The organism is Mesorhizobium sp. M0800, from assembly GCF_040320095.1.
Taxonomy (GTDB): Bacteria; Pseudomonadota; Alphaproteobacteria; order Rhizobiales; family Rhizobiaceae; genus Mesorhizobium.
This window is the reverse complement of the sequence record NZ_JAMYOZ010000017.1, coordinates 106,650-127,740: the sequence shown is the minus strand read 5'-3', so window position 1 is coordinate 127,740 and position 21,091 is coordinate 106,650. Positions and strand designations below refer to the sequence as shown.

The following is a 21,091-nucleotide window of genomic DNA, read 5'->3' as shown; positions in this document are numbered from 1 at the left end:
GGCATACGAGATCTTGGCGGCAACGTAGTTCAGGCCCCACGAAAAGGTCAGCCCAACCATGATGGCGGCGGCCGCCAGATCGACCGCGTCACGACGGTCGAGTGTATCTGTGGCGACGCCCACCGCCGCTAGTCCTCCGCGCTCGCGTCGTCGAAACCGAGCAGGTTCCAGCTCTGGCGCATATGCGGCGGCATCGGTGCGGTGACGTCGACAAAGCCCTTGTCGGGATGAGGGATGACAATGCGGCGCGCGTGCAGATGCAGGCGGTTCTGCATGCCGCCTGGAAAATCCCAATTGGTGTCGGCCTCGAAATATTTGGGGTCGCCGATGATCGGGCAACCGATATGGGCGGCATGGACGCGAAGCTGGTGGGTGCGCCCGGTATAGGGTTCCATCTCCAGCCAGGACAGGGTCTGCGCCGCCTGCTCGACGATGCGGTAATAGGACACGGCGTGATCGGCGCCCTTTTCGCCATGCTTGGCGATGCGCACACGATCGCCGTCGGGCGTCGGTTCCTTGATCAGCCAGGTCGAGATCTTGTCCTCGCGCTTCGGCGGCACGCCCTTGACCAGCGCCCAGTAGGTTTTCTTCGTCTCACGCGCCCGGAACGCTTCGGCGAGCTTCATGGCGGCGAGCCTTGTACGGGCGACAACCAGCACACCCGACGTGTCGCGGTCGAGCCGGTGCACCAGACGCGGCTTCTCGCCCTTCTGGTTGCGCCAGGCTTCCAGCATGTCGTCGACATTGCGGGTGACGCCAGAGCCGCCCTGGACCGCCAGGCCGGCCGGCTTGTTGAAGACGAAGACCTTCGGGTCCTCATGGATCAGCATCTTTGCCAAAACGTCGGCGTCGCCCTGGTTGCGGATCGAATGACCGGTGAGCGGGCTTTCACCTTTCTTGTCGACTTCGAGCGGCGGCACTCGGACGGTCTGGCCGGCTTCGACGCGGGTATCGGCCTTCACCCTGCCGCCGTCGACGCGGATCTGGCCGGAACGCAGCAGCTTCTGCAGATGACCGAAACCGAGACCGGGGAAATGGCTCTTGAACCAGCGGTCGAGCCGCATGCCCGCCTCGCCGGCGTCCACTGTGATCTGTTCAACGCCTGCCATGATTCCAATCGCCGTTTTGCAGGCATGCAACGGCATTCGCCGGCACCCGCAATCTCACTCGCTTATTCGTTGTCGGTTCCATATTGCAGAACCTGAACTTTCTCCAGCGTAATCAAACCACTTGTCATGATTGTTTCAAGCACGGGCAGGAAAGCGGCCAATTTTTCCTCGTCATCGACGATCTCGATGACGAGTGGCAGATCCTCCGATAGGCGGAGGATCTTCGTGGTGTGAAGCCGGCTGGAATGGCCGAACCCCATCGCGCCGCGCAGGACGGTCGCGCCGGCGATCTGCATTTCGCGGGCCCTCAGCACGATAACCTCATACAGCGGACGGCCATCTGCCTTGTCGTTTTCGCCGATAAATATGCGCAGCAACTGTGCCTGTGTTGGTATCTTCATTGCCTGGACCCTCTCAGCCGGTTGAGCCGAACTGCAAAGATGTGGCCAAGCCAGACGGCGGCAAGCCAGGCCACCACGGAGATCGCGATATTGAGTCCCGCCGCCACAAACCTCCCGCCTTGCGCGAGGATGAGTGTTTCAAGGCTGAAAGCGGAGAAGGTCGTCAGGCCGCCGCAGAAGCCGGCCATGAAGAATTGACGTTGCAGCGGACCGGCGAAGACGCGACCATCCGGTCCCGTCAATGTCGCGTAGAAGCCGATGAGGAACGAGCCAACAATGTTGACGAGGAGCGTGCCGAAGGGAAATCCAGCGCCCCACAGGGCAGTGCTCGTCGATGAGGCAAGCGCCCGCAACACACCGCCGATCATGCTGCCTGCGGCTACGGTCGCATAGAGCCGAACCGTTTCGTTGGTTCTGCGACGGCCAATGAGGCGCGCCGCATGCCCTGCCGCGGCAGTGTCCGTCCCGTCGTGGCGGAGCTTCCGCGGGCCGCTCACCGCGCCCCGCTGCCAATCAGAAGACTTCCCGCAGCAAAGCCCAGCGTCACGCCGCCGAGGCTCAGAAAAACCGAAAACAGCACATTTCCGCCGGCGCGCCGCCATTCGCCCTCGCGCGCCAGCGCCAGCGTCTGCAGGCTGAAGGAAGAAACCGTGGTGTAGCAGCCGAGGCCGCCGGTAACGGTAAAGGCCCAGATGGCGGGCATGCCGTCGCGCGCCACCGCATGCGCAACGACACCGATTGCAAACGCTCCCGAGACGTTGACGGCCATAGTGCCCCAGGGAAAGGTCTCGCCGACCCGGCGGGCGACGAAGCCGGACAGGAAGAAGCGGGCCATTGCACCGATCGCGCCACCAAGGCAGACAAGCAACAGATGATACATCGTGCTCCCTCGCGCCGGTCACACCACGGTGTCAGGCGGCTCCGGCCTTCTTCGGCTTGCTGGAGCCGATCATCTTCCAGTTCTTGTAGAACATGGCGTTGATGCGCTCGACGCTGACCGAAACGATGGCGAGAAGAGCGGCGATCAGGCCGGGGAATGGCGATGGCCGGATGATGTCCATGAACACGCAGTAGCGGCGCCCATCATATTCGTTGACCGAGCGGTGCAGTAGCGTGTCGTCGAAAATATAGAGCGGATTGTCGTGCCAGTAGTTCCTGGCGTTGTTGCACTCGACGAAAACCTCGGCTTTCACCGGGAGAAGGTTGTAGAGAATGCGCAGGCTGAGCCGCAGCGGTCCGAAATGCCAGGAGGTCGATTCCCTGCCCCTGAACACCGACACGGCGATGGTCTTGATGTATTTGAAATCCTTGTTGAATTCGGCAACGTTGTCGATTTTGTGCTTGCCGTACCACTGGTAGACATACATGCCGCGCCGGCCGCTGCCGAAATTGGCGTCGATATCGGCGATGATCTCGTCCTTGCGCGCCTTGAAGACGTCCAGAACCTCGTTGACCTCACGCTGATAGTCCGGAGGAAACTGGTCCAGTTTCCAGACACCGCGGTTTCTGTAGCACAGAAGATCGACCAGCAGATTGAAGGGCGAAAGCAGCCAGGTGAAGATGCCGTTGCCGAGAAAATAACCACTGAACAGCGCCCAGTTCTTGTTGTCATTGCGCAACACGTCGACCAGGCCGAGGACAATGAAAATTGTCGTCAGGATGGGAATGAAATAGAAGCCGAGCGCCAGCAGCGGGATCGCTATGGCGAACTTCCGAAGGGTCTTGCGAGATTTTTTTGTCATTTTTCCACGCGCCAGGCGCGATTCCGTTCTGAATATCGTCGGTACGTTTCTGGCCTGTCCGCCGGCCGAAGGCGCATCTTGATAGGGTTTTTTATCCCGCCAGACAACGGCGATCACACCACTGTGCGGTCGGCAGCTACTTTTCCCGCTCGCTGCGCAGCTTCGCCCAATAATCCAGCCGCTTCCTGATATCGCGCTCGAAGCCGCGCTCTGGCGGGTCGTAGAATGTCTGCCTTCCCATCTTCTCCGGAAAATAGTCCTGGCCGGAAAAAGCGTCGGGCTCGTCGTGGTCGTAGCGATAGCCGGCGCCGTAATCTTCCTGTTTCATCAGCTTGGTCGGCGCATTGAGAATGTGCTTGGGCGGCAGCAGCGAACCGAATTCCTTCGCCGCCTGTGTGGCGGCCTTGAACGCGGTATAAACTGCATTGGATTTCGGCGCGGTGGCGAGATAGACGGTCGCCTCGGCGAAGGCCAGTTCGCCCTCGGGCGAGCCCAGATAGTCATAGGCGTCCTTGGCGGCGTTAGCGACGACGAGCGCCTGCGGGTCGGCCAGCCCGATATCCTCCATCGCCATGCGCACCAACCGGCGCCCGAGATAAAGCGGATCTTCGCCGGCGTCGAACATGCGGGCGAGATAGTAGAGTGCCGCGTCGGGGTCGGAGCCGCGCACCGATTTGTGCAAGGCGGAGATCAAATTGTAGTGGCCGTCCTGTCCCTTGTCGTAGATCGGCGCGCGGCGCTGGACGATGCGCTGCAGAGCTTCGGCGCCGAACACCTCCTTTGATTTCGCTGCGCGCCAGACCTCTTCGGCGAGCGTCAATGCCGCGCGGCCGTCGCCATCGCTCATGCGGATGAGCATCGCCCGCGCGTCTTCATCGAGCGGCAGCGCCCTGCCCTCTGCCTCCTCGGCTCGCGCCAGCAGCTTGGCGATGCTGTCCTCGCCGAGCGAGTGGAAGACCAGCACACGCGCGCGCGACAACAGCGCGGCGTTAAGCTCGAAGGACGGGTTCTCGGTGGTGGCGCCGACCAGCACGACGGTGCCGTCTTCCATCACGGGCAGAAAACTGTCCTGCTGGGCGCGGTTGAAGCGATGGATCTCGTCGACGAACAGCAGTGTCTGGCGGCCGTTGGAGCGGCGCAGCTTCGCTGCCTCGAACACTTTCTTCAGGTCGGCAACGCCGGAAAACACCGCCGAGATCTGTTCGAAGGCGAGGCTTGTCTCGCCGGCAAGCAGCCGTGCGACCGTGGTCTTGCCGGTGCCGGGCGGGCCCCAGAAGATCATCGAGCCGAGCGAGCCGGAGCCGATCAGCCGCGTCAGCGCGCCGTCGGGTCCGGTCAGATGCTCCTGGCCGACGACCTCGCCGAGGTTCTTCGGGCGCAGACGGTCCGCCAGCGGCCTGCCGGGCGGCGTCTTTTCCGGTTCATCGACACTGAACAGATCGGCCATGCAACTTCTTCTGCCTGGAGCCCGATCATGCTGACGTTCGGGCTCAGTAACGCAACACCTGGCGCAGTATCTGCCCGCCGCGCTCGACGGTAAAGCGCCACCAGCGCGTATCCTGCTGGGCTACCTGTTCCAAGGTCGCCGCCTTGTCGATCGTCAGGCCATTGACCTCACGCACGATGTCGCCTGGCTGGAAGCCAAAATCGGCAGCAGGCGAATCGCGGTTGATGTCGACCACGGTGACGCCTTTGACATCGGTGCGCAGACCGAGCCGTTGGGCAAGCCGTGGCGACAGTTCAGCAACCTTGGCACCGGAAAACGGGCTGCGGCCGCGCAATGTGAGTTCCGCAGCTTTGGCGCCCTCAGGCGGCCGTTCCAGCGCGATGTCCATCGTCGCCTGCTGACCCTTGCTCAGAACGCCGAAGCTGGCATTCGTACCAATCGACAGCGTCGCCATCCGGTAGTCCAGCGCCCCGACGCTCTCGACCGGCTTGCCGTTGAGCGACAGCACTACGTCGCCCGGCTTGAGCCCTGCCTTGGCGGCGGGTCCCGCCTCTTCGACCGAAGAAACCAGCGCACCGGTCGGTTTGTCGATGCCGAGCGATTCGGCAATCTGCGGCGTCACCGCCTCGAACTCGGCACCGGCATACGGCCGCTCGAAGAAGTCGAGCCCGGCCTTGGCCGCGTCGGCGAAGGCGCGAACCATGTTCGAAGGGATGGCAAAGCCGATGCCGATCGAGCCGCCGCTACGGCTATAGATCGCCGTGTTGATGCCGATCAGCTGCCCTCCCATGTTGACCAGCGCGCCACCGGAATTGCCGGGGTTGATGGCGGCGTCGGTCTGGATGAAGAAGCTGGAATCGGAGACGCCGATATGGCTGCGCGCCACCGCCGAAATAATGCCGCTGGTGGTGGTCTGGCCGACACCGAACGGATTGCCGATCGCCAGCACCAGGTCGCCGACCTCGAGCGCGTCGGAATCGCCGATGGCGATCACCGGAAACGGCTTGTCGGAAGAAATCTTGAGCACGGCGAGATCGAGCGTCTCGTCCTTAAGCAGTACCTTGCTGTCGAATTCGCGCCCATCGGCAGTCGCGACCTTGACCTGGTCGGCGTCCTTGACGACGTGGAAATTGGTGACCACGACGCCGGTCGGATCGACCAGCACCCCCGAACCGAGCGAGGACTGCGCGCGCGGCTGCGAGCGGCCGAAGAACTCCTCGAAGAACGGATCGCCGTCGAAGGGCGACGTCACCTTGGCGGTCTGCGAGGCGTAGACATTGACCACGGCCGGCGCCGTCTGCTTGACCAGCGGCGCGAAGGACAGCTGCACCTCCTCGCGGCCGAACGGCACGCGCTTGTCGGGGCCTGAAGTGGCGTTTTCGCCTTCGACGCCATGCAGCAGATCGGTCAGCACGTCGGACAGACCGGGATCTGGCTTGGCCTCCTCCGCCAGCGCGTGCCTGGCCGCCGGCACGACGGCCAACGCCATCAAGGCGCAGATCAGAACAATGGACAGCCGTTTAACGCGCATTCCGAATCCTCCAAGTCGGGCGCCATTGTCCTGACGATTGTGCAAAATGAAAGGCTAAGCCGCTGAAATCCGATTATTTTGGGTAGTCGCCGCAAAAACCGGTGACAAAACCCCTACCAGCCCTGCCCGGTACCTTCGGAAACAGAAAAAGGGGCCCGGAGGCCCCTTTTGAACTTCTCGCGAAAAACCGAGCCTTATGCGGCTGCGGCTTCCTCTTCGGTGCCTTCGGCCTCGATGCGGGCACGGTCGCCGGCGCCCTTGGCCGAGGTGTCGCGGTCGACGAACTCGATGACCGCCATTGCCGCGTTATCACCGTGGCGGAAGCCGGCCTTCATGATGCGCAGATAGCCGCCGTTGCGGGTGGCATAACGTGGCGCGATGGTATCGAACAGGCGCTTGACGACGCCTTCATTGCCGATCTGGGCAATAACCTGGCGGCGGGCGTGCAGGTCGCCGCGCTTGCCGAGCGTCACCAGCTTCTCGACGATCGGACGCAAATCCTTCGCCTTCGGCAGCGTGGTGAGGATCTGCTCGTGCTCGATAAGCGACACGGCAAGGTTGGCAAACATCGACTTGCGATGGCTGATGCTGCGGGCGAACCGGCGGCCTTTAAATCCGTGGCGCATGGCTCTTCTCCTTCATTGCGGGTTCAAGAGGCTCTCTCAAGCCTCAATATTGATCTTCGTAACGCTTGGCGAGGTCTTCGATGTTTTCCGGCGGCCAGTCCGGCACTTCCATGCCGAGATGCAGGCCCATCGCCGCCAGGACTTCCTTGATCTCGTTCAGCGACTTGCGGCCGAAGTTCGGGGTGCGCAGCATCTCGGCTTCGGTCTTCTGAATCAGGTCGCCGATATAGACGATGTTGTCGTTCTTCAGGCAGTTGGCCGAACGCACCGAAAGCTCGAGCTCGTCGACCTTCTTGAGCAGCGCCGGGTTGAAGGCAAGCTCGGTAACCTGTTCGGCGGCGACTTCCTTCTGCGGCTCGTCGAAATTGACGAACAGGCCGAGCTGGTCCTGCAGGATGCGAGCGGCGAAGGCCACCGCGTCCTCGCCCGAAATCGAACCGTCGGTCTCGATGGTCATGGTCAGCTTGTCATAGTCGAGAACCTGGCCCTCGCGGGTGTTCTCGACCTTGTAGGAGACCTTCTTGACCGGCGAATACAGGCTGTCGACGGGGATCAGCCCGATCGGCGCGTCCTCGGCGCGGTTACGGTCGGCCGGCACATAGCCCTTGCCGGTATCGACGGTGAATTCCATGCGGATTTCAGCGCCTTCGTCCAGCGTGCAGATGACGTGGTCGGGATTGAGGATCTCGACGTCGCCGACCGTCTGGATGTCGCCGGCGAGAACCGCGCCCGGTCCCTGCTTGCGGACGACCATGCGCTTGGGGCCGTCGCCTTCCATGCGGATGGCGATTTCCTTGATGTTCAAAACGATGTCGGTCACGTCCTCGCGGACGCCGGCGATGGACGAGAATTCATGCAGAACGCCGTCGATCTGCACGGCGGTTACAGCCGCGCCACGCAGCGAAGACAGAAGCACGCGGCGCAGCGCGTTGCCGAGGGTGAGGCCGAAGCCGCGCTCGAGCGGCTCGGCGACCAGCGTGGTCAGCGTCTTCTTCTTCGACGAGAACTCGATCTTGTTCGGCTTGATCAGTTCTTGCCAATTTTTCTGGATCATAGTGCTTTCCTTCCGTTGTCCCGCCACCATCCAATCGTGGCGGGCGACCTGGAATGCCGTGGAGGAGCGCCCTTGAGGCGCTCGCGCGGCGTTCGGTAAATTCTTTAGACGCGGCGCTTCTTGCGCGGGCGGCAGCCATTGTGCGGGATCGGCGTCACATCACGGATCGAGGTGATGGTGAAGCCGGCAGCCTGCAGCGCGCGCAGCGCCGATTCACGACCGGAGCCGGGTCCACAGACCTCGACCTCGAGCATGCGCATGCCGTGTTCCTGGGCCTTCTTGGCAACATCTTCTGCGGCCATCTGGGCAGCGAACGGGGTCGACTTGCGCGATCCCTTGAAGCCCTGGGCTCCGGCCGACGACCAGGCAATCGAGTTACCCTGCGCGTCGGTGATGGTGATCATCGTGTTGTTGAAGGTCGAATTGACGTGGGCAACGCCCGACGAGATGTTCTTGCGTTCGCGACGGCGAACACGAGCGGCTTCCTTGGCCATGATGGTCCTTTCAGTTGATCTCTACACCGCCGTAATGCCAGCGGCTCCACCTGGTGAATGGTGAATGGTAAAATGGTGAATGGCCACAACGTCGGCTCTTGGCCTTCGTCACCATTCACTATTCACCCTTGACCATTCACAAATTACTTCTTCTTTCCGGCAATCGACTTAGCCGGGCCCTTGCGGGTGCGCGCATTGGTATGCGTGCGCTGACCACGAACCGGCAGCGAGCGGCGGTGACGCAGGCCGCGGTAGCAGCCGAGGTCCATGAGTCGCTTGATGTTCATCGACACTTCGCGGCGCAGATCGCCCTCGACCTGGTAATCGCGGTCGATGGTCTCGCGGATCTGCAGCACTTCCGCGTCGGTCAGCTGGTTGACGCGACGCTCGGCCGGGATGCCGACCTTGTCGACGATCTCCTGGGCGAACTTCTTGCCAATGCCGTGAATGTATTGAAGCGCGATGACGACGCGCTTGTTGGTCGGAATATTGACGCCGGCTATACGAGCCATGTTCTTCTCTTCTCCATATAGGCCGGACGAGCCGGCGCTTCAAGTTGCCCCGCGTCCGGTGGAGGCCGGCCCTTGCGGGAGTTTCCAGTTCAAAGCGGCCTGCCTTGCCCTTGCGGACAAGCAAGCCTCATGCCTGATAGGAAGACGGGCCGCCATACCCCAGCGGACCGCTCCAGTCAAGCGCAATCGTTCGATTCTCTAGCCGGCCGCCTGGCCGACTGTCCGGGTCGTCGCCCTGAGCACCGCCTCTATCTGCTGCGTCACCGCATCAATGTCGGCCATGCCATCGACGCCCCTGAGCTTGCCCTTGGCGTAGTAGTAGCCGATCAGCGGCGAGGTTTTCTTGTAATATTCCCTCAAGCGTTCCTCGAACACCGCTGGGCTGTCGTCCTTGCGCACCGGCAGGCCTGCGGCCTTGGCGTCTTCGGCGCGCTTGACGATTCGGCCAACCAGCGCCTTGTCATCGACGACAAATTCGATGACAGCATCGAGCTCCAGTCCGCGATCCGACAGCATTTCCTCAACGGCGTCCGCTTGCACCAGGGTTCGCGGGTACCCGTCAAGGATGAAGCCGTTTGCGCAATCAGCTTGATCGATGCGCTCGGCCACGATGGCGTTGACGATAGCGTCGGACACCAGTTCGCCAGCGTCCATCACCGCCTTGGCGCGCTTGCCGACTTCGGTGCCGGCCTGAACAGCAGCACGCAGCATGTCCCCCGTGGAAAGCTGTGGGATGCCGTGTCGTTCTACCAGTCTCAGTGCTTGTGTCCCCTTGCCCGCCCCCGGCGGTCCAAGCAATATCAACCTCATCTGGCCTTTTTCCCCCCGCGCAGCTTCGACTTCTTGATCAGGCCCTCATACTGGTGCGCGATCAGGTGACCCTGAATCTGCGCCACCGTATCGAGCGTTACACTGACCACGATCAGGAGCGAAGTGCCACCAAGGTAGAACGGTACGCCAGTCGCTGAAATCAGGAACTCGGGCAGCAGACACACCAGCACCAGATAAATGGCGCCGACGACGGTGATGCGGGTGAGCACATAGTCAATATAGTCCGCAGTGCGCTCGCCCGGACGATAGCCCGGGATGAAGCCCGAATGCTTCTTGAGCTGGTCGGCGGTGTCCTTCGGATTGAAGACGATCGCCGTATAGAAGAAGGCGAAGAACACGATCATCGCCGCGTAGAAGGCCATATAGAGCGGCTGGCCGTGGCCGAGCGCCGCCAGGATGGTGCTGGCCCATGCAGGCATATTGGTGGTCTGCGAGAAGCCGGCAACCGTTGCCGGAAGCAGCAGCAGCGACGAGGCGAAGATCGGCGGAATGACGCCGGAGGTGTTAAGCTTCAGCGGCAGATGCGAGGTATCGCCCTGGAACATGCGATTGCCGACCTGGCGCTTGGGATACTGGATCAGCAGGCGGCGCTGGGCGCGCTCGAAGAAGACGATCAGCGCGATGACGATGATGGCCAGCACGATGATCGCCAGGATCAGGCCGGTCGACAAGGCGCCGGTGCGGCCAAGCTCCAGCGTGCCGGAGATGGCGCGCGGCAGGCCGGCGACGATGCCGGAGAAGATGATCAGCGAAATGCCGTTGCCGATGCCGCGAGCAGTGATCTGCTCGCCAAGCCACATCAGGAACATGGTGCCGCCGACCAGCGTGACGACGGTAGAGATGCGGAAGAACATGCCGGGATCGTTGACGATGCCGTTGCCGCCCTCAAGCCCGACCGAAATGCCGTACGCCTGAACCAGCGCCAGAAGCACGGTGCCGTAGCGCGTGTACTGGTTGATGATCTTGCGGCCCTGCTCGCCTTCCTTCTTCAGCGCTTCCAGCGACGGAATGACCGAGGTCATCAGCTGCATGATGATGGAGGCCGAGATATAGGGCATGATGCCGAGGGCAAAGATCGCCATGCGCTGCACGGCGCCGCCGGCGAACATGTTGAACATGCCGAGCACGCCCTTGCTCTGCGACGAGAAGGCCTGGGCGAAAGCGTCGGGATTGATGCCGGGCAGCGGAATATAGGTGCCAAGACGGTAGACGAGCAGCGCGCCGATGGTGAACCAGATGCGCTTCTTCAGATCCTCGGCTTTGGCGAAGGCCGAAAAATTCAGATTCGAGGCTAGTTGTTCAGCAGCCGAAGCCATGCCTGATTCTCCGCTTGGTCACGCTCGATGCCCGCAGCTCAGGCGGCGCGTGTCACCGAAGCTCACGAGATAAGCTCCGGACTGCAAACATGCAAGCGGCCGCGTTGATGCGGCCGCCACATCTGTCGGATCAAAGCACGACCGCAGGCAAAACCGAATTCCACCTTTGCCGGCCGTGCTTCAAATTGCCGTTACTCGGCGGCTGCCTGCTCCGGCAGCTTCACCGAGCCGCCGGCCTTTTCGATCTTCTCGACCGCGGCCTTGGAAGCACCGGCAACGTCGAAGGCAAGCTTGGCCTTGATGTCGCCGTCCGAAAGGATGCGCACGCCGTCCTTGACGCGACGGATGACACCTGCCGCAACCAGCGCCTCGGCCGTTACAACTGTCTTAGCGTCGAGCTTCTTGGCATCGAGCGCGGCCTGGATGCGGGCCAGCGACACGACGGTGAAGCTCTTGGCGAAGATATTGTTGAAGCCGCGCTTCGGCAGGCGGCGGTAGAGCGGCATCTGGCCACCCTCGAAGCCGTTGACGGCGACGCCGGAGCGCGCCTTCTGGCCCTTGACGCCGCGACCGGCGGTCTTGCCCGAACCGGAACCGATGCCACGGCCAAGACGCTTCTTGGAGTGCGTCGCGCCGTCCTTGTCACGCAGATCATTGAGTTTCATCTGGGTTCTCCTGCGCTCTGGCTCAGCCCTCGTCCACGACGCGGACGAGATGCTGGACGGCAGCGATCATGCCGCGCACCGAGGGCGTATCCTCCAGCGTGCGCTGCTTGTGCATCTTGTTGAGGCCGAGGCCGACCAGCGTTGCGCGCTGCTCCTTCGGCCGGCGGATCGGCGAACCGATCTGCTCGACGGTGATGGTCTTGGTTGCTTTCTTGGCCATGGTCAGATCCCTGGTCAGCGTCGACTATTCTTCAGCCGCAACGGCGGTGCCGCGGCGGGCCTGAAGGGTCGAATACTTGATGCCGCGCGCGGCAGCCACATCCTTCGGATGCATCTGGCTCTTCAGCGCGTCGAAAGTGGCGCGAACCATGTTGTAGGGGTTCGAAGAACCCATCGACTTGGCGACCACGTCATGCATGCCGAGCGTCTCGAAAACGGCGCGCATCGGGCCGCCGGCGATGATGCCGGTACCTTGCTTGGCGGCGCGCAGCAGAACGCGTCCCGCGCCCCAGCGTCCCTCGACGTCGTGGTGCAGCGTGCGGCCTGAGCGCAGCGGCACGAAGATCATGTCGCGCTTGGCCGATTCGGTCGCCTTGCGGATCGCCTCCGGCACTTCGCGCGCCTTGCCGTGGCCGAAGCCGACGCGGCCCTTCTGGTCGCCGACGACGACAAGTGCCGCAAAGCCGAAGCGCCGGCCGCCCTTGACGACTTTGGCGACGCGGTTGATGTGGACGAGCTTGTCGACCATGCCGTCGTCGCGCTCTTCGCGATCACGGCCGCGGCCGCCATCCCTACGTTCCTGTGCCATATCCTGTTCCTTGTTTTTTTCCGGAAGCACGGTTGATGATGATATCCGGCGCCTCTGTGGGTCGCCGGGGGCGAAAACTCTTTTTTCCTTCGCATGATCTTATCCGAAAAGTCTGCAACTTTTCGGGATCATGCTCTAGAAGCTCAGACCACCTTCACGGGCAGCCTCGGCCAGCGCCTTGACGCGGCCGTGGTAGATATAGGCGCCGCGGTCGAAGACGACTTCCTTGACGCCGGCCTTGGAGGCGCGTTCGGCGATCAGCTTGCCGATGGCAGCTGCAGCCGCGGTGTCGGCGCCGGTCTTGAGCGAGCCCTTGAGCTCCTTCTCGAGCGTCGAAGCAGCCGCGATGGTGTGGCCCTTGGCGTCGTCGATCACCTGGACATAGATGTTCTTCGACGTGCGATGGACCGACAAGCGCGGACGATCGCCGGCAACCTTCTTGATCTGGCGGCGGACGCGCTGGGCGCGGCGTTGGGTGGATTCTTTCGAGCCCATGATATCAGTTCCTTGCCTTCAAAAAACGGGGGCAACCATATGCGGTAGGACGAGCCTCCCGCGACCGCTCCCCGCGGCGTTAAAATTACTTCTTCTTGCCTTCCTTGCGGACGATCTTCTCGCCAGCATAGCGAACGCCCTTGCCCTTGTAGGGCTCGGGGCTACGATACTCGCGGATCTCGGCGGCGACCTGGCCGACCTGCTGCTTGTCGATGCCGGTCACCGTGATTTCCGTCGGCTTCGGCACCGAAATCGTCACGCCCTGCGGCGTCTCGTAGACGACGTCATGGCTGAAGCCGAGCGCCAGCTGCAGGTTCTTGCCTTGCATGGCGGCACGATAGCCGACGCCGGTGATCTCGAGCTTCTTTTCGAAGCCGTCCTTGACGCCCTGCAGGATGTTGACGATCTGCGTGCGTGACATGCCCCACTTGGAACGGGCAGTCTTGGTCTGGTCGCGCGGCTGGACAGCGATCTCACTGCCTTCCATCTTGACCAGCACTTCGTCGTTCACCACGAACTTCAGCTCGCCCTTCGGACCCTTCGCCGTCACGGTCTGGCCGTTGACGGTCGCGGTCACGCCCTGCGGCAGCGAAACGGGTTTCTTTCCAATACGAGACATTTTGTTGTCCTCGTCACTTCTCTTGTTTCAGGTCTCGGCTTTCGGGACTAGATCCCGAAAACCTGTTTCCAACCGGGTCACATACCAGATCAGAAGATCTGGCAGAGGATTTCCCCGCCGACATTCTGTTCACGCGCTTCGTGGTCGGCCATCACGCCCTTCGGCGTCGAAAGGATGGCGATGCCGAGGCCGTTGGCGACGTGCGGTATCGACTTGGCCGAAACGTAGACGCGGCGGCCGGGCTTCGAGACCCGAGCGATTTCGCGCACCACCGGCGCACCATCGAAATACTTCAGCTCGATCTCGATTTCGGACTTGCCGTTGTCGAAGTCGGTCTGGCTGTAGTCGCGGATATAGCCTTCCGCCTTCAGCACGTCGAGGACGCGGGTACGCAGGCGCGAGGCCGGCGTCGAAACGCTCGACTTCTTGCGGCCATACGCGTTGCGGATGCGGGTCAGCATATCGCCGAGAGGATCGCTCAATGACATGTTATGTCCTCCTTACCAGCTCGACTTGACCAGGCCCGGGATCTGGCCGTTATTGCCGAGATCACGAAGCGCGATACGCGATACTTTGAGCTTGCGATAATAGGCACGCGGACGTCCGGTGACTTCGCAGCGGTTGCGAATGCGGGTCTTGGCCGAGTTGCGCGGCAGCGCCGAAAGCTTCAGCTGGGCGCGGAAGCGCTCTTCCATCGGCTTGGACTGATCCATGATGATCGCCTTGAGCACCTTGCGCTTGGCAGCGAACTGGTCCGCAAGCTTGCGGCGCCTGTTGTTCTTCTCGACTGAGCTGGTCTTTGCCATTTCAGATTTTCCTTTTCTCGCTGCCGTTACTGGCGGAAGGGGAAGTTGAAGGCCTTGAGCAATGCCCTGGCTTCGTCGTCCGTCTTCGCAGTCGTACAAACGATGACGTCCATGCCCCAGATCTGATCAACCTTGTCGTAGTTGATCTCCGGAAACACGATGTGTTCCTTGATGCCCATGGCATAGTTGCCACGGCCATCGAAGCTCTTCGGATTAAGTCCGCGAAAGTCGCGGACGCGCGGCAGTGCGATGTTCACGAGGCGGTCGAGGAACTCGTACATGCGTTCCTTGCGCAGCGTGACCTTGGCGCCGATCGGCATCTTCTCGCGGACCTTGAAGCCGGCGATCGAGTTGCGGGCGCGGGTGACGACGGCCTTCTGGCCGGCGATCATTGCAAGGTCTTCCGCGGCGATCGAAGGCTTCTTCGAATCGCCGGTCGCCTCGCCGACGCCCATGTTCAGCACGATCTTGTCGATGCGCGGAACCTGCATCTCGTTCTCGTAGCCGAACTGCTCCTGCAGCGCCTTGCGGATGGTCTCGTTGTAGACCTGCTTGAGGCGCGGCGTGTTCTGGGCAGTTGCCTGCTTGGTTTGAGCCTTAGCCATTGATGACTTCTCCCGAGCGCTTGGCGACGCGCACCTTCTTGCCGTCCTTCTGGAAGATGAAGCCGACGCGGGTCGGCTTGCCATCCTTGGGGTCGGCCAGCGCGATGTTCGACAGCTGGATCGGCGCTTCCTTGGTGATGATCCCGCCCTCTTGGGACTGGGACTGCTTCTGGTGACGACGGATCAGGTTGACGCCGCGCACCAGCGCGGTGTCATCCTTCGGCTGTACCGAAAGGACTTCGCCCGAACGGCCTTTGTCCTTGCCGGCCAGCACGACGACCTTGTCGCCTTTTCTAATCTTTTGCATTGGTCCGGCTCCTTACAGCACTTCAGGCGCGAGCGAGATGATCTTCATGTGGTTCTTGGCGCGGAGTTCGCGCGGAACCGGTCCGAAGATACGCGTGCCGATCGGCTCTTTCTTGTTGTCGACGAGAACGGCTGCGTTCTTGTCGAAACGGATCACGCTGCCGTCCGGGCGGCGGATGTCCTTGGCCGTGCGAACCACGACCGCCTTCATCACATCGCCCTTCTTGACGCGGCCGCGCGGGATGGCTTCCTTGATCGACACCACGATGATGTCGCCCACGGAAGCGTATTTCCGCTTCGAGCCGCCCAGCACCTTGATGCACATGACACGACGGGCGCCGGAATTATCCGCGACGTCGAGGTTTGTTTGCATCTGAATCATGACTGGCCGCCTTCTTCTTTTCTAACGGGACGGGTTTCTCACCCCTCCCCGGTCTGTCCAAAATTCGTTTCGTTAGCCCTGATCAGGCCTGGTCCGAAGACACCACGACCCAGCGCTTGTCCTTGGAAATCGGCTTCGATTCCTGGATGAACACCTGATCACCGACCTTGTGGGCGTTGTTCTCGTCGTGCGCCTTGTACTTCTTGGTCATGCGCACGGTCTTCTTCATCACGGGATGCGTGAAGCGCCGTTCGACCTTGACGACAACCGTCTTCTCGTTCTTGTCGCTGACGACGGTGCCCTGCAGAATGCGCTTTGGCATGGTTTTCGTCCTTAAGCCTTCTTGGCCGCGGACTTTTCCGCAGCGATGGTCTTGATACGCGCAATGTCCTTGCGGACCTGCCTCACGCGCGCGGTCTTCTCAAGCTGGCCGGTGGCCTTCTGGAAGCGCAGGTTGAACTGCTCCTTCTTCAGGCTGGCCAGGTCGTCGGTCAGCTGGTCCTGGGTCTTGGTCCGGATGTCTTCGGCTTTCATGATCAGCCCGTCCTTATTCTGCGATGCGCTGTACGAAGCGCGTCCTGACCGAGAGCTTGGCCGCGCCGAGACGCAGCGCCTCACGGGCGGTTTCCTCGTTGACGCCGTCGATCTCGAACATGATGCGGCCCGGCTTGACGCGTGCCGCCCAGTAGTCGACCGCGCCCTTGCCCTTACCCATACGGACTTCGGTCGGCTTCGACGTCACCGGCACGTCCGGGAAGATACGGATCCACACGCGGCCGGCACGCTTCATCTCGCGGGTGATCGCGCGGCGGGCCGCCTCGATCTCACGCGCGGTGACGCGGTTCGGCTCAAGCGCCTTCAGCCCGAAACCACCGAAATCCAGGTTGGTGCCGCCCTTGGCGGTACCGTGGATGCGGCCCTTGAACTGCTTGCGGAACTTTGTGCGCTTTGGCTGCAGCATCGTTCTAACTCCAAATTCCTAAATGTCTTACGCGTTTTCGCGACGGCGACCGCGTTCGCGCTCACCACCACCGCCATGCGCATGATCGCCCTCGGTGGCGCGGCGCTCCGAAGCCATCGGGTCGTGCTCGAGGATTTCGCCCTTGAACACCCAGACCTTGACGCCGCAGATGCCGTAGGCCGTATTCGCCTCGGCCGTGCCGTAGTCGACGTCGGCACGCAGCGTATGCAGCGGCACGCGGCCTTCACGATACCATTCCATGCGCGCGATCTCGGCGCCGCCGAGACGGCCGGCGCAGTTGATGCGGATGCCTTCGGCACCGAGGCGCATCGCCGACTGCACGGCACGCTTCATGGCGCGGCGGAACGCGATGCGGCGCTCGAGCTGCTGGGCGATCGACTGGGCGACCAAGGTCGCGTCGATCTCCGGCTTGCGCACTTCGACGATGTTCAGATGCGTCTCGGACTTGGTCATCTCCATCAGCTTCTTGCGAAGCTTCTCGATGTCGGCGCCCTTCTTGCCGATGATCAGGCCCGGACGCGCCGCATGGATGGTGACGCGGCACTTCTTGTGCGGACGCTCGATCACGACCTTCGAGATCGCAGCCTGCTTGAGTTCCTTCTCAAGATATTTGCGGATCTTGATGTCCTCGTGCAGCAGCTTGCCGTACTCGCCGGTGTTCGCGAACCAGCGCGAATCCCAGGTGCGGTTGATGCCGAGACGCAGACCGATCGGATTGACTTTCTGGCCCATTATGCGGCCTCCCCTTTTTCTTCGACTTCACGAACGACGATCGTGAGGTGCGAGAACGGCTTCTCGATACGGCTGGCGCGACCACGGCCACGGGCATGGAACCGCTTCATGACGATCGACTTGCCGACATAGGCTTCCGCCACGATCAGCGCATCGACGTCGAGGTCGTGGTTGTTTTCCGCGTTGGCGATCGCCGATTCCAGCGTCTTCTTGACCGTGCCGGAAATCCGCTTGGCCGAGAATTCGAGGTCGGAAAGTGCTGTCGCGACCTTCTTGCCGCGGATCAGCGCGGCAACCAGGTTCAGCTTCTGCGGGCTGATACGGATCGTGCGCAACACGGCGCGCGCTTCGTTGTCAGCAAGCCTGCGCGGAGCTTTGGCCTTGCCCATGATTATTTCCTCTTCGCCTTCTTATCCGCGCCGTGACCGTAATAGGTCCGGGTCGGAGCGAATTCACCGAACTTGTGACCGACCATGTCCTCGTTCACCGAGACGGGAACGTGCTTCTGGCCGTTGTAGACACCGAAGGTGAAGCCGACGAACTGCGGCAGGATGGTGGAGCGGCGGCTCCACATCTTGATCACCTCATTGCGACCACCTTCACGAACCTTGTCCACCTTCTTCAGAAGGTAGCCGTCGATGAAGGGGCCTTTCCAAATCGAACGAGTCACTTGGCGTTACCTCTTCTTAGCTCTTGCGCTGATGGCGCGAGCGCAGGATGAACTTGTCGGTCGCCTTGTTGGACCGCGTCTTCTTGCCCTTGGTCGGCTTGCCCCAGGGCGAAACCGGATGGCGGCCACCCGAGGTGCGGCCTTCGCCGCCGCCATGCGGATGGTCGACCGGGTTCATGGTCACGCCGCGATTGTGCGGACGTTTGCCGCGCCACACGGTGCGGCCTGCCTTGCCGTCATTGATGTTGCCGTGGTCCGGGTTGGACACGGCGCCGACAGTGGCCATGCAGGAGCCGTGGACGACACGCTGCTCGCCCGAATTGAGGCGCAGGATCGCCATGCCCTGGTCGCGGCCGACGAGCTGGCCATAACCGCCGGCCGAACGGGCGACCTGAGCGCCCTTGCCGGGCTTCAGCTCGATATTGTGGACGATCGTGCCGACCGGCATCGAAGCCAGCGGCATCGCGTTGCCCGGCTTCACGTCGACCGATTCACCGGCCACGATCTTGTCGCCGGGAGCCAGACGCTGCGGGGCGATGATGTAGGACAACTCGCCATCGTCATACTTGATCAGCGCGATGAAGGCGGTGCGGTTCGGATCGTACTCGATACGCTCGACCGTGCCGACGACGTCGAACTTGCGGCGCTTGAAGTCGATGATACGGTAGGTGCGCTTGTGACCGCCGCCGATGAAGCGGGCCGTGATGCGGCCGTAATTGTTGCGGCCGCCCGACTTGGTCAGGCCTTCGGTCAGGCCCTTGACGGGCTTGCCCTTGTAGAGGCCCGAGCGGTCGACGATGACCAGCTGACGGGTGCTCGGCGTTACCGGGTTGAATTTTTTCAGTGCCATTGTTCTGTCCTCGCGACCTTGCTCAGAGACCCGTCGCGACGTCGATCGACTGGCCTTCGGCCAGCGTCACAACCGCCTTCTTGACGTCGCTCTGGCGGCCGATCGTGCCGCGGAAGCGCTTGATCTTGCCCTTGCGGACAAGCGTGTTCACGGCCATCACCTTGACGCCGAACAGCGCTTCGACGGCGGCCTTGATTTCCGGCTTCGACGCCTTCTTGGCGACATTGAAGACGACCTGGTTCTGCTCGGAAGCCATGGTCGACTTTTCGGTGATCGCCGGCGAGACGATCACGTCGTAATGACGAAGGTCGGTCATTTGAAGCGCTCCTCGAGAGCCTCGACGGCGGCCTTGGAAAGGACCAGCGTGCCGCGGCGCAGAATGTCGTAGACGTTGATGCCCTGGATGGGCAGCACGTCGATGTTCGGGATGTTGGTCGCCGCCAGCTTGAAATTCTTGTCAAGCTCGGCGCCGCCGATCACCAGGGCGTTGCTCAGGCCCAGCGTCGCGAAATTCGCGATCAGTGCCTTGGTCTTGGCCTCGGTCAGCTTCAGCTCGTCGATGATGATGATCGACGCGCTCTTGGCCTTGGCCGAAAGCGCATGCTTGAGGCCGAGTGCACGCACCTTCTTCGGCAGATCGTGCTCGTGGCTGCGCACGACCGGGCCGTGGGCCTTGCCGCCGCCGCGGAACTGCGGAGCGCGAGCCGAATGGTGACGGGCGCGGCCTGTACCCTTCTGCTTGTACATCTTGGCGCCGGTGCGGGCGATTTCCGCGCGACCCTTGGCCTTGTGGGTGCCCTGCTGCTTCTTGGCAAGCTGCCAGCGCACAACGCGCTGCAGGATGTCCTCGCGCGGATCGAGGCCGAAAATCTCTTCGGAGAGCTTCAGCTTGCCGGCGTCCTTGCCGCCAAGCGTTGTAATCTTGAGGTCCATTATTCCGCTCCCTCTGTGGCCGGGGCCTCGTTCGTGGCGGCACCGTCAGTCGCAAGGGCGCGGATCGCGGCGGGCTTCGGCGCATTGGCCGGAAGCGCCACCTTGGCCGCGTCGCGGACCAGGATCCATGCACCCTTCGAACCCGGGACCGCACCGCGGATCAGGATCAGGCCGCGATCGGCGTCGGTCGAGACGACCTCGACATTCTGCGTGGTGACGCGGGTGTCACCCATGTGGCCGGCCATATGCTTGCCCTTGAACACCTTGCCCGGATCCTGGCGCTGGCCGGTCGAGCCGTGTGTACGGTGCGACACCGAGTTGCCGTGCGTCGCGCGGCCGCCACCCATGTGGTGCCGCTTGATGACGCCCTGGAAGCCCTTGCCGATCGTGGTCCCCGTCACATCGACCTTCTGGCCGACGACGAAGTGCTCGACGGTGATCTCGGCGCCAACATCGATCATGTTGTCGGCGGAGACGCGGAACTCGGCAACCTTGGCCTTGGGCTCGACGGAAGCGGTCGCGAAATGGCCGCGCATCGCCTTCGACGTGTTCTTCACCTTGGCAAGGCCAACGCCGAGCTGGACGGCGGTATAGCCGTTCTTCTCCTGCGTGCGCTGCGCCACGACCTGGCAGTTCTCCATCTGGAGAACAGTGACGGGAACATGTTCCCCGGCATCGTTGTAGATGCGGGTCATTCCCACCTTCTTTGCAATCACACCTGAACGCATCGGTTCAATTCCTTTAGAGTTCCCTGTCGGGGCTGTCGCCCCTCCACGCCTCTTGTTCCTTCAGAGTTCCGGGTCGCCCCGCTGACCTCTGGTTCCTTAGAGCTTGATCTCGACGTCGACACCGGCGGCCAGGTCGAGCTTCATCAAAGCATCGACCGTCTGCGGGGTCGGGTCGACGATGTCGAGCAGACGCTTGTGCGTGCGCATCTCGAACTGCTCGCGGCTCTTCTTGTCGACGTGAGGCGACCGGTTGACCGTGAACTTTTCGATCCGCGTCGGCAGCGGAATGGGGCCGCGGACGTTGGCGCCGGTGCGCTTGGCGGTCGACACGATTTCCCGTGTCGAGGCGTCGAGCACCCGGTGATCAAACGCCTTCAGGCGGATGCGGATATTCTGTCCGTTCATGCGTCACTTCCTTGTTCTGGCGCGGCGCGGGCAGCGCCCGCG

General features: G+C 62.2%; 34 protein-coding genes and 1 pseudogene. All 35 read right to left on the bottom strand.

Going from position 1 to position 21,091, the window contains the following annotated elements; genetic code table 11:
• A pseudogene (locus tag NKI18_RS20385) lies at positions 1 to 123 on the bottom strand (EamA/RhaT family transporter); the annotation flags it as partial.
• A 5-nt stretch (positions 124 to 128) separates the two neighbouring features.
• Positions 129 to 1,109: an RluA family pseudouridine synthase gene (locus NKI18_RS20380; protein WP_352458558.1), complete on the bottom strand. Its 981-nt coding sequence runs from the start codon at positions 1,107 to 1,109 to the stop codon at positions 129 to 131.
• Positions 1,110 to 1,171: 62 nt separating this feature from the next.
• The gene (locus tag NKI18_RS20375; protein WP_254817158.1) at positions 1,172 to 1,510 is read right to left on the bottom strand and encodes a DUF190 domain-containing protein; all 339 of its coding nucleotides are present in this window, start codon (positions 1,508 to 1,510) and stop codon (positions 1,172 to 1,174) included.
• A complete protein-coding gene (locus tag NKI18_RS20370; RefSeq protein ID WP_352451039.1) occupies positions 1,507 to 1,878 on the bottom strand; it encodes a CrcB family protein in 372 nt (123 codons plus the stop codon). Before NKI18_RS20370 ends, NKI18_RS20375 begins: the two co-directional genes overlap by 4 nt.
• 125 nt (positions 1,879 to 2,003) lie before the next feature.
• Positions 2,004 to 2,390: a fluoride efflux transporter CrcB gene (gene crcB, locus NKI18_RS20365; protein WP_352622104.1), complete on the bottom strand. Its 387-nt coding sequence runs from the start codon at positions 2,388 to 2,390 to the stop codon at positions 2,004 to 2,006.
• Between the two features lie 31 nt (positions 2,391 to 2,421).
• Positions 2,422 to 3,252: an aspartyl/asparaginyl beta-hydroxylase domain-containing protein gene (locus NKI18_RS20360; RefSeq protein ID WP_352622107.1), complete on the bottom strand. Its 831-nt coding sequence runs from the start codon at positions 3,250 to 3,252 to the stop codon at positions 2,422 to 2,424.
• Positions 3,253 to 3,388: 136 nt separating this feature from the next.
• The gene (locus NKI18_RS20355) at positions 3,389 to 4,699 is read right to left on the bottom strand and encodes a replication-associated recombination protein A (protein WP_023675125.1); all 1,311 of its coding nucleotides are present in this window, start codon (positions 4,697 to 4,699) and stop codon (positions 3,389 to 3,391) included.
• 43 nt (positions 4,700 to 4,742) lie between these two features.
• Positions 4,743 to 6,230, bottom strand: a complete 1,488-nt coding sequence (locus NKI18_RS20350) for a DegQ family serine endoprotease (RefSeq protein WP_352572488.1) — start codon at positions 6,228 to 6,230, stop codon at positions 4,743 to 4,745.
• Positions 6,231 to 6,424: 194 nt separating this feature from the next.
• Positions 6,425 to 6,856 carry a 50S ribosomal protein L17 gene (gene rplQ, locus NKI18_RS20345; RefSeq protein ID WP_023675127.1) on the bottom strand — a complete coding sequence of 144 codons (432 nt, stop codon included), beginning with the start codon at positions 6,854 to 6,856 and terminating at the stop codon, positions 6,425 to 6,427.
• 43 nt (positions 6,857 to 6,899) lie between these two features.
• The gene (locus NKI18_RS20340) at positions 6,900 to 7,910 is read right to left on the bottom strand and encodes a DNA-directed RNA polymerase subunit alpha (RefSeq protein ID WP_023675128.1); all 1,011 of its coding nucleotides are present in this window, start codon (positions 7,908 to 7,910) and stop codon (positions 6,900 to 6,902) included.
• A gap of 104 nt (positions 7,911 to 8,014) precedes the next feature.
• On the bottom strand, positions 8,015 to 8,404 hold the full coding sequence (gene rpsK / locus NKI18_RS20335; protein ID WP_006205444.1) for a 30S ribosomal protein S11: 390 nt from the start codon (positions 8,402 to 8,404) through the stop codon (positions 8,015 to 8,017).
• Between the two features lie 143 nt (positions 8,405 to 8,547).
• Positions 8,548 to 8,916 carry a 30S ribosomal protein S13 gene (rpsM, locus tag NKI18_RS20330; protein ID WP_006205445.1) on the bottom strand — a complete coding sequence of 123 codons (369 nt, stop codon included), beginning with the start codon at positions 8,914 to 8,916 and terminating at the stop codon, positions 8,548 to 8,550.
• A gap of 198 nt (positions 8,917 to 9,114) precedes the next feature.
• Entirely contained in the window at positions 9,115 to 9,726 is a 612-nt protein-coding gene (locus NKI18_RS20325) for an adenylate kinase (protein ID WP_352572486.1), read from the bottom strand.
• Positions 9,723 to 11,063 (bottom strand): preprotein translocase subunit SecY, encoded by a 1,341-nt coding sequence (gene secY, locus NKI18_RS20320; RefSeq protein WP_023675130.1) that lies wholly within the window; start codon positions 11,061 to 11,063, stop codon positions 9,723 to 9,725. The genes NKI18_RS20325 and secY overlap by 4 nt, the downstream gene beginning before the upstream one ends.
• 191 nt (positions 11,064 to 11,254) lie before the next feature.
• The gene (rplO, locus tag NKI18_RS20315) at positions 11,255 to 11,728 is read right to left on the bottom strand and encodes a 50S ribosomal protein L15 (protein WP_352451045.1); all 474 of its coding nucleotides are present in this window, start codon (positions 11,726 to 11,728) and stop codon (positions 11,255 to 11,257) included.
• A gap of 22 nt (positions 11,729 to 11,750) precedes the next feature.
• Positions 11,751 to 11,948: a 50S ribosomal protein L30 gene (gene rpmD, locus NKI18_RS20310; RefSeq protein ID WP_006205449.1), complete on the bottom strand. Its 198-nt coding sequence runs from the start codon at positions 11,946 to 11,948 to the stop codon at positions 11,751 to 11,753.
• A gap of 24 nt (positions 11,949 to 11,972) precedes the next feature.
• On the bottom strand, positions 11,973 to 12,536 hold the full coding sequence (gene rpsE, locus NKI18_RS20305; RefSeq protein ID WP_006333394.1) for a 30S ribosomal protein S5: 564 nt from the start codon (positions 12,534 to 12,536) through the stop codon (positions 11,973 to 11,975).
• Between the two features lie 135 nt (positions 12,537 to 12,671).
• Complete coding sequence (gene rplR, locus NKI18_RS20300; RefSeq protein ID WP_023675132.1) at positions 12,672 to 13,031, bottom strand: 50S ribosomal protein L18; 360 nt, start codon at positions 13,029 to 13,031, stop codon at positions 12,672 to 12,674.
• Positions 13,032 to 13,116: 85 nt separating this feature from the next.
• Positions 13,117 to 13,650 carry a 50S ribosomal protein L6 gene (rplF, locus tag NKI18_RS20295; protein WP_023675133.1) on the bottom strand — a complete coding sequence of 178 codons (534 nt, stop codon included), beginning with the start codon at positions 13,648 to 13,650 and terminating at the stop codon, positions 13,117 to 13,119.
• 89 nt (positions 13,651 to 13,739) lie between these two features.
• The gene (rpsH, locus tag NKI18_RS20290; protein WP_006205453.1) at positions 13,740 to 14,138 is read right to left on the bottom strand and encodes a 30S ribosomal protein S8; all 399 of its coding nucleotides are present in this window, start codon (positions 14,136 to 14,138) and stop codon (positions 13,740 to 13,742) included.
• A 12-nt stretch (positions 14,139 to 14,150) separates the two neighbouring features.
• Complete coding sequence (rpsN, locus tag NKI18_RS20285; protein ID WP_023675134.1) at positions 14,151 to 14,456, bottom strand: 30S ribosomal protein S14; 306 nt, start codon at positions 14,454 to 14,456, stop codon at positions 14,151 to 14,153.
• Between the two features lie 26 nt (positions 14,457 to 14,482).
• A complete protein-coding gene (rplE, locus tag NKI18_RS20280; RefSeq protein WP_008875670.1) occupies positions 14,483 to 15,061 on the bottom strand; it encodes a 50S ribosomal protein L5 in 579 nt (192 codons plus the stop codon).
• Positions 15,054 to 15,368, bottom strand: coding sequence for a 50S ribosomal protein L24 (gene rplX / locus NKI18_RS20275; protein ID WP_254817150.1), 315 nt, complete (start codon positions 15,366 to 15,368; stop codon positions 15,054 to 15,056). The genes rplE and rplX overlap by 8 nt, the downstream gene beginning before the upstream one ends.
• A gap of 12 nt (positions 15,369 to 15,380) precedes the next feature.
• Positions 15,381 to 15,749, bottom strand: a complete 369-nt coding sequence (gene rplN / locus NKI18_RS20270) for a 50S ribosomal protein L14 (RefSeq protein ID WP_006205457.1) — start codon at positions 15,747 to 15,749, stop codon at positions 15,381 to 15,383.
• Positions 15,750 to 15,831: 82 nt separating this feature from the next.
• Entirely contained in the window at positions 15,832 to 16,071 is a 240-nt protein-coding gene (gene rpsQ / locus NKI18_RS20265) for a 30S ribosomal protein S17 (protein ID WP_023675136.1), read from the bottom strand.
• 11 nt (positions 16,072 to 16,082) lie between these two features.
• Positions 16,083 to 16,283, bottom strand: a complete 201-nt coding sequence (rpmC, locus tag NKI18_RS20260) for a 50S ribosomal protein L29 (protein ID WP_006205459.1) — start codon at positions 16,281 to 16,283, stop codon at positions 16,083 to 16,085.
• A gap of 13 nt (positions 16,284 to 16,296) precedes the next feature.
• Positions 16,297 to 16,710, bottom strand: coding sequence for a 50S ribosomal protein L16 (rplP, locus tag NKI18_RS20255; protein WP_006205460.1), 414 nt, complete (start codon positions 16,708 to 16,710; stop codon positions 16,297 to 16,299).
• 27 nt (positions 16,711 to 16,737) lie between these two features.
• Positions 16,738 to 17,463 carry a 30S ribosomal protein S3 gene (rpsC, locus tag NKI18_RS20250; RefSeq protein ID WP_023675137.1) on the bottom strand — a complete coding sequence of 242 codons (726 nt, stop codon included), beginning with the start codon at positions 17,461 to 17,463 and terminating at the stop codon, positions 16,738 to 16,740.
• The gene (rplV, locus tag NKI18_RS20245) at positions 17,463 to 17,852 is read right to left on the bottom strand and encodes a 50S ribosomal protein L22 (protein WP_006205462.1); all 390 of its coding nucleotides are present in this window, start codon (positions 17,850 to 17,852) and stop codon (positions 17,463 to 17,465) included. The genes rpsC and rplV overlap by 1 nt, the downstream gene beginning before the upstream one ends.
• A gap of 2 nt (positions 17,853 to 17,854) precedes the next feature.
• Entirely contained in the window at positions 17,855 to 18,133 is a 279-nt protein-coding gene (rpsS, locus tag NKI18_RS20240; protein WP_006205463.1) for a 30S ribosomal protein S19, read from the bottom strand.
• Positions 18,134 to 18,149: 16 nt separating this feature from the next.
• On the bottom strand, positions 18,150 to 18,983 hold the full coding sequence (gene rplB, locus NKI18_RS20235) for a 50S ribosomal protein L2 (protein WP_023675138.1): 834 nt from the start codon (positions 18,981 to 18,983) through the stop codon (positions 18,150 to 18,152).
• 22 nt (positions 18,984 to 19,005) lie between these two features.
• Positions 19,006 to 19,299 (bottom strand): 50S ribosomal protein L23, encoded by a 294-nt coding sequence (locus NKI18_RS20230; protein WP_023675139.1) that lies wholly within the window; start codon positions 19,297 to 19,299, stop codon positions 19,006 to 19,008.
• Entirely contained in the window at positions 19,296 to 19,916 is a 621-nt protein-coding gene (gene rplD / locus NKI18_RS20225) for a 50S ribosomal protein L4 (RefSeq protein ID WP_023675140.1), read from the bottom strand. Before rplD ends, NKI18_RS20230 begins: the two co-directional genes overlap by 4 nt.
• The gene (gene rplC / locus NKI18_RS20220; RefSeq protein ID WP_352451050.1) at positions 19,916 to 20,644 is read right to left on the bottom strand and encodes a 50S ribosomal protein L3; all 729 of its coding nucleotides are present in this window, start codon (positions 20,642 to 20,644) and stop codon (positions 19,916 to 19,918) included. The genes rplD and rplC overlap by 1 nt, the downstream gene beginning before the upstream one ends.
• Positions 20,645 to 20,740: 96 nt before the next feature.
• Positions 20,741 to 21,049 (bottom strand): 30S ribosomal protein S10, encoded by a 309-nt coding sequence (rpsJ, locus tag NKI18_RS20215; RefSeq protein WP_006205468.1) that lies wholly within the window; start codon positions 21,047 to 21,049, stop codon positions 20,741 to 20,743.
• Between the last annotated feature and the right edge of the window lie 42 nt (positions 21,050 to 21,091).

Excerpts from the sequence above, each read along its gene's own strand:
- NKI18_RS20380 (WP_352458558.1), bottom strand. The coding sequence starts at position 1,109 with ATGGCAGGCGTTGAACAGATCACAGTGGACGCCGGCGAGGCGGGCATG.
- NKI18_RS20375 (WP_254817158.1), bottom strand. The coding sequence starts at position 1,510 with ATGAAGATACCAACACAGGCACAGTTGCTGCGCATATTTATCGGCGAA.
- NKI18_RS20370 (WP_352451039.1), bottom strand. The coding sequence starts at position 1,878 with ATGATCGGCGGTGTGTTGCGGGCGCTTGCCTCATCGACGAGCACTGCC.
- crcB (WP_352622104.1), bottom strand. The coding sequence starts at position 2,390 with ATGTATCATCTGTTGCTTGTCTGCCTTGGTGGCGCGATCGGTGCAATG.
- NKI18_RS20360 (WP_352622107.1), bottom strand. The coding sequence starts at position 3,252 with ATGACAAAAAAATCTCGCAAGACCCTTCGGAAGTTCGCCATAGCGATC.
- NKI18_RS20355 (WP_023675125.1), bottom strand. The coding sequence starts at position 4,699 with ATGGCCGATCTGTTCAGTGTCGATGAACCGGAAAAGACGCCGCCCGGC.
- NKI18_RS20350 (WP_352572488.1), bottom strand. The coding sequence starts at position 6,230 with ATGCGCGTTAAACGGCTGTCCATTGTTCTGATCTGCGCCTTGATGGCG.
- rplQ (WP_023675127.1), bottom strand. The coding sequence starts at position 6,856 with ATGCGCCACGGATTTAAAGGCCGCCGGTTCGCCCGCAGCATCAGCCAT.
- NKI18_RS20340 (WP_023675128.1), bottom strand. The coding sequence starts at position 7,910 with ATGATCCAGAAAAATTGGCAAGAACTGATCAAGCCGAACAAGATCGAG.
- rpsK (WP_006205444.1), bottom strand. The coding sequence starts at position 8,404 with ATGGCCAAGGAAGCCGCTCGTGTTCGCCGTCGCGAACGCAAGAACATC.
- rpsM (WP_006205445.1), bottom strand. The coding sequence starts at position 8,916 with ATGGCTCGTATAGCCGGCGTCAATATTCCGACCAACAAGCGCGTCGTC.
- NKI18_RS20325 (WP_352572486.1), bottom strand. The coding sequence starts at position 9,726 with ATGAGGTTGATATTGCTTGGACCGCCGGGGGCGGGCAAGGGGACACAA.
- secY (WP_023675130.1), bottom strand. The coding sequence starts at position 11,063 with ATGGCTTCGGCTGCTGAACAACTAGCCTCGAATCTGAATTTTTCGGCC.
- rplO (WP_352451045.1), bottom strand. The coding sequence starts at position 11,728 with ATGAAACTCAATGATCTGCGTGACAAGGACGGCGCGACGCACTCCAAG.
- rpmD (WP_006205449.1), bottom strand. The coding sequence starts at position 11,948 with ATGGCCAAGAAAGCAACCAAGACCATCACCGTCGAGCAGATCGGTTCG.
- rpsE (WP_006333394.1), bottom strand. The coding sequence starts at position 12,536 with ATGGCACAGGAACGTAGGGATGGCGGCCGCGGCCGTGATCGCGAAGAG.
- rplR (WP_023675132.1), bottom strand. The coding sequence starts at position 13,031 with ATGGGCTCGAAAGAATCCACCCAACGCCGCGCCCAGCGCGTCCGCCGC.
- rplF (WP_023675133.1), bottom strand. The coding sequence starts at position 13,650 with ATGTCTCGTATTGGAAAGAAACCCGTTTCGCTGCCGCAGGGCGTGACC.
- rpsH (WP_006205453.1), bottom strand. The coding sequence starts at position 14,138 with ATGTCATTGAGCGATCCTCTCGGCGATATGCTGACCCGCATCCGCAAC.
- rpsN (WP_023675134.1), bottom strand. The coding sequence starts at position 14,456 with ATGGCAAAGACCAGCTCAGTCGAGAAGAACAACAGGCGCCGCAAGCTT.
- rplE (WP_008875670.1), bottom strand. The coding sequence starts at position 15,061 with ATGGCTAAGGCTCAAACCAAGCAGGCAACTGCCCAGAACACGCCGCGC.
- rplX (WP_254817150.1), bottom strand. The coding sequence starts at position 15,368 with ATGCAAAAGATTAGAAAAGGCGACAAGGTCGTCGTGCTGGCCGGCAAG.
- rplN (WP_006205457.1), bottom strand. The coding sequence starts at position 15,749 with ATGATTCAGATGCAAACAAACCTCGACGTCGCGGATAATTCCGGCGCC.
- rpsQ (WP_023675136.1), bottom strand. The coding sequence starts at position 16,071 with ATGCCAAAGCGCATTCTGCAGGGCACCGTCGTCAGCGACAAGAACGAG.
- rpmC (WP_006205459.1), bottom strand. The coding sequence starts at position 16,283 with ATGAAAGCCGAAGACATCCGGACCAAGACCCAGGACCAGCTGACCGAC.
- rplP (WP_006205460.1), bottom strand. The coding sequence starts at position 16,710 with ATGCTGCAGCCAAAGCGCACAAAGTTCCGCAAGCAGTTCAAGGGCCGC.
- rpsC (WP_023675137.1), bottom strand. The coding sequence starts at position 17,463 with ATGGGCCAGAAAGTCAATCCGATCGGTCTGCGTCTCGGCATCAACCGC.
- rplV (WP_006205462.1), bottom strand. The coding sequence starts at position 17,852 with ATGGGCAAGGCCAAAGCTCCGCGCAGGCTTGCTGACAACGAAGCGCGC.
- rplB (WP_023675138.1), bottom strand. The coding sequence starts at position 18,983 with ATGGCACTGAAAAAATTCAACCCGGTAACGCCGAGCACCCGTCAGCTG.
- NKI18_RS20230 (WP_023675139.1), bottom strand. The coding sequence starts at position 19,299 with ATGACCGACCTTCGTCATTACGACGTGATCGTCTCGCCGGCGATCACC.
- rplD (WP_023675140.1), bottom strand. The coding sequence starts at position 19,916 with ATGGACCTCAAGATTACAACGCTTGGCGGCAAGGACGCCGGCAAGCTG.
- rplC (WP_352451050.1), bottom strand. The coding sequence starts at position 20,644 with ATGCGTTCAGGTGTGATTGCAAAGAAGGTGGGAATGACCCGCATCTAC.
- rpsJ (WP_006205468.1), bottom strand. The coding sequence starts at position 21,049 with ATGAACGGACAGAATATCCGCATCCGCCTGAAGGCGTTTGATCACCGG.